Origin of the sequence: Streptomyces asoensis, from assembly GCF_016860545.1 — a bacterium.
Taxonomy (GTDB): domain Bacteria; phylum Actinomycetota; class Actinomycetes; order Streptomycetales; family Streptomycetaceae; genus Streptomyces; species Streptomyces asoensis.
Genome location: NZ_BNEB01000003.1, coordinates 1,966,674 through 1,978,914, shown reverse-complemented (window position 1 = coordinate 1,978,914; position 12,241 = coordinate 1,966,674). Strand labels below are relative to the sequence as shown.

Below are 12,241 nucleotides of genomic sequence, written 5' to 3'. Positions count from 1 at the left end.
TTCCGCCCTCGACCCTTCATCGTTCGGCACGGCCTCATCGGTTCACTGCCGCCCGGGATTTCTCCGGAATCCTCCCGGGACCTTCCTGGAGACAGCCATGACCCTGGCACCCCAGCGGGCCGACGTGCCCGTGACCATCGACGAGTCGAAGTGCATCGACGGCTGCACGCTCTGTGTGGACATGTGCCCGCTGGACTCCCTGGCCATCGACGAGAGCAACGGCAAGGCCTACATGCACGTCGACGAGTGCTGGTACTGCGGCCCGTGCGCGGCCCGCTGTCCCACCGGAGCCGTCACGGTCAACATGCCCTACCTGCTCCGGTGAAAGGCCCGAATCCCCATGAAGACCCCAGCGACGAAACCCGCGGCGATCGCCGCGTCCACCGCCCTCCTCCTGCTCCCCGTCACGGGATGCGGCAGCGCCGAGGCGGGCAGCGGCTCCACGGTCACCGTGACCGTCGGCTACCAGTCCAAGACCATCAACACCGTCACGGCGGGCACCCTGCTGCGCTCGCTCGGCTACTTCGAGAAACAGCTCGACGCCCTCGGTGACGGCACGACCTACAAGGTGGACTGGCAGGACTACGCCACCGGCGCCCCCATCACCGCGCAGATGACCGCCGGGAAGATCGACATCGGCTCCATGGGCGACTTCCCGCTCCTCATCAACGCGGCCCGCGGCAAACAGCTCGGCAGACCCACCCACCTGGTCTCGGTCACCGGCTACAACCTGCGCGGCGGCCTCAACACCATCGTCACGGCGCCCGGCTCCGATCTGGCCTCCGTCGAGGACCTCGACGGCAAGAAGGTCTCCACCAGCGTCGGATCGGCCGCCGACGGCACCCTCGTACGGGCCCTGCAACGCGCCGGGATCGACCCGGACAAGGGCATCGAGAAGCTCAACCAGCAGCCGGCCGTGGGCGCGTCGGCCCTCACCGCGGGCAGCGCCGACGCGCTCTCGCAGTTCGTCGCCTGGCCCGGTCTGCTGGCCTACCAGGGCAAGGCGAAGGCCCTGTACGACGGCGCCCAGCTCGACCTGCCGACCTTCCACGGCGTCACCGCGCGCGAGGACTTCGCGAAGAAGCGTCCGGCCGTGCTCGAGGCGTTCCTGAAGGCCCAGGCGGAGGCGACCGTCTATCTCGACGCGCACCCCGTGGCCGCCGCCGAGAAGGTCGCCGGGGCCACCGGCCTGCCCGCCGAGGTCGTCTACCTCTACAACGGCGCCCACGGCATCGCCACCTTCGACCCGGCCGTCAAGCCCCGGCTCGTCGCCGCGCTCAAGGAGGACGTGTCCGTCCTGAAGGCGGCGAAGCTGACCGGGGACGTCGACGTGGACGCGTTCGTCGACGACCGGTACGTGAGGAAGGCGCTCGGCCCGTCCTACGCGAAGCAGCTCGCCGCCGCGCCCCCGCCGGCCGCGAGCGAGGTCTGGCCCAAGGGCGCAGGCGGGACCCGTTCCTTCGGCACCCCCGCCGAGCTGCTGGCCTACGTGGCGCAGCACGAGGACGGCATCCGCGCCGCCTACGTCCCCGACGCCACCACCGGCACCCTGTGGTTCGCCGACCGGGCCGTCTGGGTGGCGGACGGCCGAAGCCTCCTGCCCTTCGTCGCCCCGGCGACCGCGCGGGCCTACCTCGGCGCCCACGGCGGCGCCCGGGTCGTCACGTACGCCGAAGCGCTGGGGCGCGCGTCGTGACCCGGTACGCGCTGCGGGTGGCCTCGGTGGCGGCGGCCCTCGGCCTGTGGCAGCTGCTGACCGGCCTGGACGTCGACCTGTGGCTGCGTTTCTCGCAGTTCCCCACGGTCGCCGACGTGGCCCGCGCGTTCGCCGACCGGCTGGCGGGCGACGACTACTGGACGGACCTCACCGACAGCCTCACCCGTATCGTCACCGGATTCCTCCTGGCCGCCGTGCTGGGTGTGGCCACCGGTGTGCTCGTGGCGCGCTCGCGCCTGGCCGAGGACCTGCTCGGACCGGTCCTCGAAGTCGTCCGCCCGATCCCCGCGATCGCCCTGGTGCCCGTCGCGATCCTGCTCTTCCCCTCCAACGAGCAGGGCATCGTCTTCATCACCTTCACCGCCGCCTTCTTCCCGGTGACGGTCTCCACCCGGCACGCGGTGCGCGCGCTGAGCCCGGGGTGGGAGGAGGCGGTGCGCACCATGGGCGGCGGCCGGTGGCGCGTCCTCGGCTCGGTGGTGCTTCCCGGGGCCCTGCCGGGCATCTTCAGCGGTCTGTCGGTCGGCATCGGGGTGTCGTGGATCTGTGTGATCTCCGCCGAGATGATCTCCGGCCAGTACGGCGTCGGTTACCGCACCTGGCAGGACTACACGGTCGTCGACTACCCGGGGGTCTTCGTCGGCATGGTCACGATCGGCGTGCTCGGCTGGGCCACGTCCACCGCCGTGGAGCTCCTCGGCCGCCGTCTCACCCGCTGGCTGCCCCGCACGTCGTACGTCCCGGCGGGCCGGACCCGGCCGGTGAGCGCCCGGCCGGCCGCCCCGGCACCGGCGGTCCCCGCCGTCCCCACCGGCCACGACTCCGGGGAGGCCCGCGATGAGCACCTCGTCTGAGACCCGCGGGACCACCCGCACGACGACCGCGGACACCGGCACCGGCACCACGCCCGCCGCCGGTACGGGCACGAGCACCGGCACCGGCACGGCCGCACGTGGCACCCGGCTCACCCTGCGCGCCGCCACCCTCGGCCGCCCCGACGCCGCCGCCCTGGCCGAGGTGGACCTCGACGTGGCCCCGGGCGAGATCCTGACCGTCGTGGGGCCCTCGGGCTGCGGCAAGTCGACGCTGCTGCGCACCCTGGCCGGGCTGCTGCCCGTGCTCGCCGGTGCCGCCGAGCAGGACGGCCGTCCGATCGGCGGACCGGCGGCGGACCGCGCGCTGGTCTTCCAGGAGGACGCCCTCCTCCCCTGGCGCACCCTGCTGTCCAACGTAGAACTGCCCCTCGCCATCCAGGGCGCCCGGCGCGCGGAGCGCAGGAAACAGGCCGGGGCCTGGCTGGAGCGGGTCGGACTCGCCGACCGTGCCCGGCAGTTGCCGCACCGCGTCTCCGGAGGCCAGCGCCAGCGGGCCCAACTGGCCCGGGCCCTCGCCGCCGGTGCGCGCGCCGTCCTCATGGACGAACCCTTCGGCGCCCTCGACGCCCAGACCCGGGCCGGCATGCAGGACCTGCTGGTCGAGGTGCTGCACGGCACGGGCGCCACCGTCGTCTTCGTCACCCACGACGTGGACGAGGCCCTGTTCCTCGGCGACCGCGTGGCCCTCCTCGGCACGGGCCGCCTCCTCTCCGTACGGGACGTGCCGCGCCCGCGCGACCGGGCCGCCCACGACGACCCCGCGCGGATGGCCCTGCGGCGCGACGTCCTGACCTCACTGAGCATCTGAAAGGCACCCCGGTGGACACCCTGCTGGAGATCCCCGCGCTCGGCGACGCCGACGAGCTGACCTGCGACGTCCTCGTGATCGGCGGGGGCACCGCCGGCACCATGGCCGCCCTCACCGCCGCCGAGCGCGGCGCGGCGGTCCTGCTCCTGGAGAAGGCGCACGTGCGCCACTCCGGGGCGCTCGCCATGGGCATGGACGGCGTCAACAACGCGGTCGTCCCGGGCCGCGCCGAGCCCGACGACTACGTCGCCGAGATCACCCGCGCCAACGACGGCATCGTCGACCAGTCCACCGTGCGCCGGACCGCCACCCGCGGCTTCGCGATGGTGCAGCGCCTGGAGTCGTACGGCGTGAAGTTCGAGAAGGACGAGCACGGCGACTACGCGGTCCGCCAGGTCCACCGCTCCGGCTCCTACGTGCTGCCCATGCCGGAGGGCAAGGACGTCAAGAAGGTCCTGTACCGGCAGCTGCGGCGGCGCGAGATGCGGGAGCGGATCCGGATCGAGAACCGGGTGATGCCGGTGCGCGTGCTGACCTCCCCCGAGGACGGGCGGGCCATCGGCGCGGTCGGCTTCCACACCCGCACCGGGCGGTTCGTCACCGTCCGCGCGGGCGGGGTCGTCCTCGCGACCGGGGCCTGCGGCCGCCTCGGCCTGCCCGCCTCCGGCTACCTCTACGGCACGTACGAGAACCCGACCAACGCGGGCGACGGCTACGCCATGGCCTACCACGCGGGCGCCGAGCTGACCGGTATCGAGTGCTTCCAGATCAACCCGCTGATCAAGGACTACAACGGTCCCGCCTGCGCCTACGTCGCCAATCCGTTCGGCGGCTACCAGGTCAACCGGCACGGCGAACGCTTCGTCGACTCCGACTACTGGTCGGGCCAGATGATGGCCGAGTTCGCCGCGGAGGTCGCCAGCGACCGGGGCCCGGTGTACCTGAAGCTGAGCCACCTCCCCGAGGAGTCGGTGTCGGCCCTGGAGTCGATCCTGCACTCCACCGAACGCCCGACCCGGGGCACCTTCCACGCGGGCCGCGGCCACGACTACCGCACCCACGACATCGAGATGCACATTTCGGAGATCGGCCTGTGCGGAGGCCACTCCGCCTCGGGGGTACGGGTGGACGACCACGCCCGGACGACCGTCCCCCGCCTGTACGCCGCCGGCGACCTGGCCTGCGTCCCGCACAACTACATGATCGGCGCGTTCGTCTTCGGCGACCTGGCGGGCGCGGACGCCGCCCGGTACACGGCGTACGACGGTGAGCTGCCCGCCGACCAGCTGCGCGAGGCGCACGAGCTGATCTACCGCCCGCTGCGCAACCCGCAGGGACCGCCGCAGCCGCAGGTCGAGTACAAGCTGCGCCGCTTCGTGAACGACTACGTGGCCCCTCCCAAGTCGGGCGCGCGGCTCTCGCTGGCCCTGGAGTCCTTCGAGCGGATGCGCGACGACATCGCCGGGATGGGCGCCCGTACCCCGCACGAGCTGATGCGCTGCGCCGAGGTCGGCTTCATCCGCGACTGCGCGGAGATGGCCGCGCGCGCCTCCCTGGCCCGGACGGAGTCCCGCTGGGGCCTCTACCACGAGCGCCTCGACCACCCGCTGCGCGACGACGCCTCGTGGTTCCACCACCTCGATCTGCACAAGTCCCCTTCCGGTGCGATGGAGTTCACGGCCCGTCCGGTGGCTCCCTACCTGGTTCCGGTCGACGGGTTCACGCCCGTCGGCGGCCCCTCCCGGCAGCTGGGCGAGGTCCACCCCGAGCAGGTCGCCACGGCCGGCTCACGGGATGTGGCGCCCGTCGCCGCGGGAGCCGGAGTGCCGTCGCCGGCGGCCGCCTCCGGCGTGGCCGGAGTCCCGACGCCGGCGGCCTCCACGAGCGGGCCGGGGGCCGGGGTTGACGCCGCAGCCGAGTCCGGTGCCGGGGCTGTTGCCGACACTGACGCCGGTGCCGTTCCCGACGCCGGGGCAGCGCCCGGCCTGGAGTCCTCGCACCGCTCCTCCACCCGTCTCCTCGAACTCGTCGCGCTCGCCGAGGAGGAGCCCGAACTCACCTCTCTCGTGCCCTACTTGACCGACCCCGTGCCCGCCGTCCGGCGCGAGGCCGTCGCCGTCCTCACCGAGACCGTGCCGCCGGGCACCGGGGCCGCCCTCGCCGGTTCGCTGCGCGACCCCGCCCCGGAGGTACGGGCCGCGGCGGCGGCCTCGCTGCGGGAGCTCGTCGAGACGCTGCCGCCGGAACCCGCCCTGCGCGACGCTCTGGCCGCCGCCCTCGCCGAGTCCGACCCCGTCGTCCGGGCCGCGGCGCTGGACGTGCTGCGGGCCCTGCGCCTCGGCGACGCCGCCCTGTTCGCGGGCTCCCTCAAAGACGCCGACATCGCCGTGCGGATCGAGGCCGTCCGCGCCCTGGTGTCCGTCGACGCAGCCGAGGAACTGGCCCGGGCGGCGAGCGCCGACCCGTCCCGCGAGGTCCGCGTCAGCATCGCCAGGTCGCTGGCCACGGTGGCCGCGGGCCGCCTGAGCGAGCCGCCCCCGTCCGGCTCCGGCTCCCCCGGGGACACGGGTTCCGGCTCCGGCTCCGGCTCCGGGACAGGCTCCCCGGTCGAGTCCTCGGTCGGGGCAGGCGCCGCCGTCGAGCCGGACGCCGTCCACGCGGCTCTCGCCGGGCTGGTCGACGACCCCGACGCCCTGGTGCGGGCGGCCGCCTACGGTGCGCTGGGCACCACCGGCTGCCCGGCTCCGTTCGCCGAGCGGGCCGTGGCAGCCCTGGCCGACCCGGCCTGGCAGGTCCGCGCCGGTGCGGCCACCGCGCTGTCCGTGGCCCGCTCGGACACGGCGGTCCCGGTCCTCGCCAAGGCCCTCGCCGACCCGAACGCCGACGTCCGCAAGGCCGCCGTCCTGGCGCTCACCCGGCACCGCGGCTCGCAGGCCGCCCGCGCGGCCCTCGCCACGGCGACGACCGACTCCGACGCGGACGTCAGGGCCTACGCCACCCGCGCCCTGTGACCCACCGGACAAGCTCATCCGGCCCTCGGCACCGGACCGGCTGATCCGACCTCCGATCTCCGCCCCGGCCCTCCCGACCGTCCCGGCAGTCCTGGCCGTCCGGTCCTCCCGGTCCTCCCCGCCGTCCCGGCCCCGGCCGTACCGGCCCTCCCGGCCGTCCTGGCAGTCCTGGCCGTCTTGGCCGTCCCGGTCCTCCCGGTCCTCCCGGTCCTCCCGGCCGGACGGTCCGGGGACCGTCCGGACGACCGGGCGCCGAGCCGCCGGTCCGCTTCCCCTGCCCCTACATCCAGTCCTCTACATCCAGTCCTCGGGCTCGGGTTCCGCGTCCATCTCGGGCCAGTGGTCGGGGTATCCGGGGTCCGTCCGGGCACCCGGCACCGCGCCGGACGCGGCATCCGCGGCGCCGGCGGGAGCGGAGCCCGGGCCGGGGCCGGATCCGGAGCCGGTTACGGGGGCGGGGGCGGTGTCACCGGCCGGCTCCGGTGCGGGCGTGGCCGGTGTCCCGCCCAGGGAGGCCAGCACGGCGAGCACGCCCTCCCCGTACGTCACCAGCTTCTTCTCGCCGACCCCGCCGATACCGCCGAGCTGCTGTGTCGAGGTCGGCCATGCCAGGGCGATCTCGCGGAGGGTGGCGTCGTGGAAGATGACGTACGCCGGTACGCCCTGCTCCCGCGCCTGTTCGGCACGCCAGGCGCGCAGGGCCTCGAAGGCGGGCCGTAGTTCCTCGGGCAGTTCGGCCACGGCCGCCTTGGCCTTGCCCCGGCCGGTGGAGCCCGATGTCTTCGCCGCCGCAGGCTTCTTCGGTTCCTTGCGCAGCGGTACTTCCCGCTCCCGGCGCAGCACCGCCCCGCTGGCCTCCGTCAGCACCAGAGTGCCGTACTCCCCTTCGACGGCGAGCAGCCCCTGCGCCAGCAACTGCCGTACGACGCCCCGCCACTCGCCCTCGGACAGGTCCTCGCCGATACCGAACACCGACAGCTGGTCGTGGTCGAACTGGATCACCTTGGCGGTGCGCTTGCCCGTCAGGATGTCGATGATCTGCACCGCGCCGAACTTCTGGCCGCGCTCGCGCTGGAGCCGCACGATGGTCGAGAGGACCTTCTGGGCCGCGACCGTCCCGTCCCAGGTCTCCGGCGGGGTGAGGCAGGTGTCGCAGTTGCCGCAGCCGGTCGGCCCGGCCTCCTGGCCGAAGTAGGCGAGGAGCTGTCCGCGGCGGCACCGGGCGGTCTCGCACAGCGCCAGCATCGAGTCCAGGTGGGCGGCGGCCCGCCGCCGGAACGCCTCGTCGCCCTCCCCGGACTGGATCAGCTTGCGCTGCTGGATGACGTCGTTGAGCCCGTAGGCCATCCAGGCCGTGGAGGGCAGTCCGTCCCGGCCGCCGCGTCCCGTCTCCTGGTAGTAGCCCTCGATGGACTTGGGCAGGTCGAGGTGGGCGACGAAGCGTACGTCCGGCTTGTCGATGCCCATGCCGAAGGCGATGGTCGCGCACACGACCAGGCCCTCCTCGCGGAGGAAGCGGGACTGGTGCGCCGCGCGGGTGCCCGCGTCCAGGCCTGCGTGGTAGGGCACCGCCTCGACGCCGTTGCGGGAGAGGAACTCGGCCGTCTTCTCCACGGAGTTGCGCGAGAGGCAGTAGACGATGCCCGCGTCGCCTGGGTGCTCCTCGCGCAGGAAGCTCAGCAGCTGCTTCTTCGGGTCGGCCTTCGGCACGATCCGGTACTGGATGTTGGGCCGGTCGAAGCTGGCCTCGAAGTGCCGGGCCGCCGGCATGTTCAGCCGCTGGGTGATCTCCTGGTGCGTCGCCCGGGTGGCCGTCGCCGTGAGCGCGATCCGCGGGACGTCCGGCCAGCGCTCACCGAGCAGGGAGAGGGAGAGGTAGTCCGGGCGGAAGTCGTGGCCCCACTGGGAGACGCAGTGCGCCTCGTCGATCGCGAAGACGGAGATCTTGCCGCGGGAGAGGAGGTCGAGCGTGGAGTCCAGGCGCAGCCGCTCCGGGGCCAGGTACAGCAGGTCCAGCTCGCCTGCGAGGAACTCGGCCTCGACCACGCGCCGCTCGTCGAAGTCCTGCGTGGAGTTGACGAACCCGGCGCGCACACCGAGCGCCCGCAGCGCGTCGACCTGGTCCTGCATCAGCGCGATCAGCGGGGAGACGACGATGCCGGTGCCCGGTCTGACCAGGGCGGGGATCTGGTAGCACAGCGACTTTCCGCCGCCGGTCGGCATGAGGACGACCGCGTCCCCGCCGGTCACCACGTGCTCGATGACCGCTTCCTGCTCGCCGCGGAAGGCGTCGTACCCGAAGACCCGGTGGAGCGTGGCGAGCGCCTCGCTCCCGGTCCGCTCCGGTGTCTGGGTGTTCCCTGTCATCTCGCTGATCCCGCCCGTCCCGCCCATCGACTGGTCCCCCGTACGTCGTCCCTCGACCACTGCTTCCACGATAGGGGTCGGGACCGACAGCGCCGGAGTTGTCCACAGGCTCTTTCCGGTGACTCCGTGTGCCCGCCCTGACGCGGATCGCACCGCGTGTGCCGGTGGACACGCCGGTGGGCCCGGCTCCCCCTCGGGGAACCGGGCCCACCGTACGCGCAGGCCGCCGGCCGGCGGCGCCGCGGTCAGCGCACGAACACTCCCGCCTGGTTCGCCAGGTCCAGGAAGTACTGCGGCGCCACGCCGAGCACCAGCGTGACCGCCACGCCCACCCCGATCGCCGCCATGGTCAGCGGCGACGGAACGGCGACGGTCGGACCGTCGGGCCGCGGTTCGCTGAAGAACATGAGCACGATCACCCGGATGTAGAAGAACGCGGCGATCGCCGACGAGATCACACCCACCACGACCAGGGGGGCCGCGCCGCCCTCGGCCGCCGCCTTGAAGACGGCGAACTTCCCGGCGAAGCCGGAGGTCAGCGGGATGCCGGCGAAGGCCAGCAGGAAGACCGCGAAGACGGCCGCCACCAGGGGTGACCTGCGCCCGAGCCCGGCCCACTTGGACAGGTGGGTCGCCTCGCCACCCGCGTCGCGCACGAGGGTGACCACGGCGAAGGCGCCGATCGTCACGAACGAGTACGCGGCCAGGTAGAAGAGCACCGAGGAGACCCCGTCCTCGGTGGTGGCGATCACACCCGCGAGGATGAATCCGGCGTGCGCGATGGACGAGTACGCCAGGAGCCGCTTGATGTCGGTCTGGGTGATCGCGACGATCGCACCGCCCAGCATCGTGATCACGGCCACGCCCCACATGACCGGCCGCCAGTCCCAGCGCAGCCCCGGCAGGACGACGTACAGCAGGCGCAGCAGCGCGCCGAAGGCGGCCACCTTGGTCGCCGCGGCCATGAAGCCGGTCACCGGGGTGGGCGCGCCCTGGTACACGTCGGGTGTCCACATGTGGAAGGGCACCGCGCCCACCTTGAACAGCAGCCCCATGACGATCATCGCGGCGCCGACGAGCAGCAGCGCGTCGTTGCCCATGGTGTCGGCGAGGGCCGGGTTCACGTTCTGCACGGTGCCGTCGACGACCTGCGCGATCGTGCCGTACGACACCGAGCCCGCGTACCCGTACAGCAGGGCGATGCCGAAGAGGGTGAACGCGGAGGCGAACGCGCCGAGGAGGAAGTACTTGACCGCGGCCTCCTGCGACATGAGCCGCTTGCGGCGGGCCAGGGCGCACAGGAGGTACAGGGGCAGCGAGAAGACTTCCAGGGCGATGAAGAGGGTCAGCAGGTCGTTGGCCGACGGGAAGACCAGCATGCCCGCGACGGCGAACAGCAGCAGCGGGAAGACCTCGGTGGTCGTGAACCCGGCCTTGACCGCGGCCTGTTCGCTCTCGCTGCCGGGCACGGAGGCCGCCTGGGCGGCGAAGGAGTCGACCCGGTTGCCGTGCGCCTCGGGGTCGAGGCGCCGTTCGGCGAAGGTGAACAGGCCCACCAGGGCGGCCAGCAGGATCGTGCCCTGGAGGAAGAGGGCCGGTCCGTCGACGGCGATCGCGCCCATGGCCGCGATGCGCGCCTTCGTGGTGCCGTAGCCGCCCTCCGCGAGCGCGACCACGGCGGCGAACGCGGCGACCAGCGCGACGACGGACACGAACAACTGGGCGTAGTAGCGGTGTCTGCGCGGCACGAACGCCTCGACCAGTACCCCGATGATCGCCGCGCCCACGACGATCAGGGTGGGCGAGAGCTGCCCGTATTCGATCTTCGGCGTGTCGATCTTCGAGATCGGGTCGGCCGCGGTTGTCCACAGGCTGTGGACGGCTGATGCGCTCACTTGGCCGCCTCCACCTCGGGCTGGGGGTCCTTCTTGTGTACGTCGGACAGGGTCTGCTGGACCGCCGGATCGACGATGTTCGTGACGGGCTTCGGATAGACGCCCAGGAAGATCAGCAGCACGATCAGCGGGGCGACGACCAGGAGCTCACGGGGGCGCAGGTCGGGCATCGCCGAGACCTCGGGTTTCACCGGGCCGGTCATGGTGCGCTGGTAGAGCACGAGGGTGTAGAGCGCGGCGAGGACGATGCCGAAGGTGGCGATGATGCCGATCGCCGGGTACCGCGCGAACGTGCCGACCAGGACCAGGAACTCGCTGACGAAGGGTGCGAGACCGGGCAGCGACAGGGTGGCCAGGCCGCCGATCAGGAAGGTGCCGGCGAGCACCGGGGCGACCTTCTGCACACCGCCGTAGTCGGCGATGAGCCGCGAGCCGCGCCGGGAGATCAGGAAGCCGGCGACCAGCATCAGCGCCGCGGTCGAGATGCCGTGGTTGACCATGTAGAGCGTGGCACCGGACTGGCCCTGGCTGGTCATCGCGAAGATGCCCAGGATGATGAACCCGAAGTGCGAGATCGAGGCGTACGCCACCAGGCGCTTGATGTCCCGCTGTCCCACCGCGAGCAGCGCCCCGTAGATGATGCTGATCACGGCGAGGACGAGGATGAACGGCGTCGCCCACTTGCTCGCCTCCGGGAACAGCTGGAGGCAGAACCGGAGCATCGCGAAGGTGCCCACCTTGTCGACGACCGCGGTGATGAGCACGGCGACCGGGGTGGTCGCCTCGCCCATGGCGTTGGGCAGCCAGGTGTGCAGCGGCCACAGGGGCGCCTTCACCGCGAAGGCGAAGAAGAAGCCCAGGAACAGCCAGCGTTCGGTGTTCGTCGCCATGTCGAGCGTGCCGTTGGCGCGCGCCTCGGCGATCTCGGTGAGGGAGAAGTTCCCGGCGACCACGTAGAGGCCGATCACCGCGGCCAGCATGATCAGGCCGCCGACCAGGTTGTACAGGAGGAACTTCACGGCCGCGTACGACCGCTGGGTCGACGCCGCCACCTCTCCGTGCTCGTGGGCCCGGTCCCCGAAGCCGCCGATGAGGAAGTACATCGGGATCAGCATGGCTTCGAAGAAGATGTAGAACAGGAAGACGTCGGTCGCCTCGAAGGAGAGGATCACCATCGCCTCGACGGCCAGGATCAGGGCGAAGAAGCCCTGGGTCGGACGCCAGCGCCTGCTGCCGGTCTCCAGCGGGTCCGCGTCGTGCCAGCCCGCGAGCATGATGAACGGGATCAGCAGCGCGGTCAGCGCGACGAGCGCGACCCCGATGCCGTCCACGCCCAGCTCGTAGCGGACGCCGAAGTCCGCGATCCAGGCGTGGGACTCGGTGAGTTGATAGCGGGCGCCGTCCGGGTCGAAGCGGACCAGGACGACGATCGCCAGGGCGAGGGTGGCCAGGGAGAACAGCAGGGCCAGCGCTTTGGCGGCGTTGCGCCGGGCGGCCGGGACGGCGGCCGTGGCCACCGCCCCGATCGCCGGGAGCGCCGCTGTCGCTGTCAGCAGAGGAAAGGACAT

8 protein-coding genes are annotated in these 12,241 nt (G+C 72.5%); 5 read left to right on the top strand and 3 right to left on the bottom strand.

Annotated elements, in window-relative coordinates; all coding sequences use genetic code 11:
- The first annotated feature begins 97 nt into the window (after positions 1–97).
- From Saso_RS21500 to Saso_RS21480, 5 genes are read left to right on the top strand one after another with little or no spacing between them, the layout of a single operon-like run.
- The gene (locus Saso_RS21500; RefSeq protein ID WP_020130156.1) at positions 98–325 is read left to right on the top strand and encodes a 4Fe-4S dicluster domain-containing protein; all 228 of its coding nucleotides are present in this window, start codon (positions 98–100) and stop codon (positions 323–325) included.
- 15 nt (positions 326–340) lie between these two features.
- Positions 341–1,696, top strand: coding sequence for an ABC transporter substrate-binding protein (locus tag Saso_RS21495; protein ID WP_189925401.1), 1,356 nt, complete (start codon positions 341–343; stop codon positions 1,694–1,696).
- Positions 1,693–2,571 carry an ABC transporter permease gene (locus tag Saso_RS21490; RefSeq protein WP_189925403.1) on the top strand — a complete coding sequence of 293 codons (879 nt, stop codon included), beginning with the start codon at positions 1,693–1,695 and terminating at the stop codon, positions 2,569–2,571. The genes Saso_RS21495 and Saso_RS21490 overlap by 4 nt, the downstream gene beginning before the upstream one ends.
- Positions 2,555–3,400 (top strand): ABC transporter ATP-binding protein, encoded by an 846-nt coding sequence (locus tag Saso_RS21485; protein WP_189925405.1) that lies wholly within the window; start codon positions 2,555–2,557, stop codon positions 3,398–3,400. The genes Saso_RS21490 and Saso_RS21485 overlap by 17 nt, the downstream gene beginning before the upstream one ends.
- An 11-nt stretch (positions 3,401–3,411) precedes the next feature.
- Positions 3,412–6,411, top strand: coding sequence for a fumarate reductase/succinate dehydrogenase flavoprotein subunit (locus Saso_RS21480; protein WP_189925407.1), 3,000 nt, complete (start codon positions 3,412–3,414; stop codon positions 6,409–6,411).
- A 294-nt stretch (positions 6,412–6,705) separates the two neighbouring features.
- On the opposite strand, the gene recQ is transcribed toward Saso_RS21480, so the two are convergent.
- From recQ to Saso_RS21465, 3 genes are all read right to left on the bottom strand, one after another.
- Positions 6,706–8,805: a DNA helicase RecQ gene (gene recQ, locus Saso_RS21475; protein ID WP_189925565.1), complete on the bottom strand. Its 2,100-nt coding sequence runs from the start codon at positions 8,803–8,805 to the stop codon at positions 6,706–6,708.
- Between the two features lie 218 nt (positions 8,806–9,023).
- Positions 9,024–10,673: an NADH-quinone oxidoreductase subunit NuoN gene (gene nuoN / locus Saso_RS21470; RefSeq protein WP_189925409.1), complete on the bottom strand. Its 1,650-nt coding sequence runs from the start codon at positions 10,671–10,673 to the stop codon at positions 9,024–9,026.
- Positions 10,670–12,241 (bottom strand): NADH-quinone oxidoreductase subunit M, encoded by a 1,572-nt coding sequence (locus Saso_RS21465; RefSeq protein ID WP_189925412.1) that lies wholly within the window; start codon positions 12,239–12,241, stop codon positions 10,670–10,672. Before Saso_RS21465 ends, nuoN begins: the two co-directional genes overlap by 4 nt.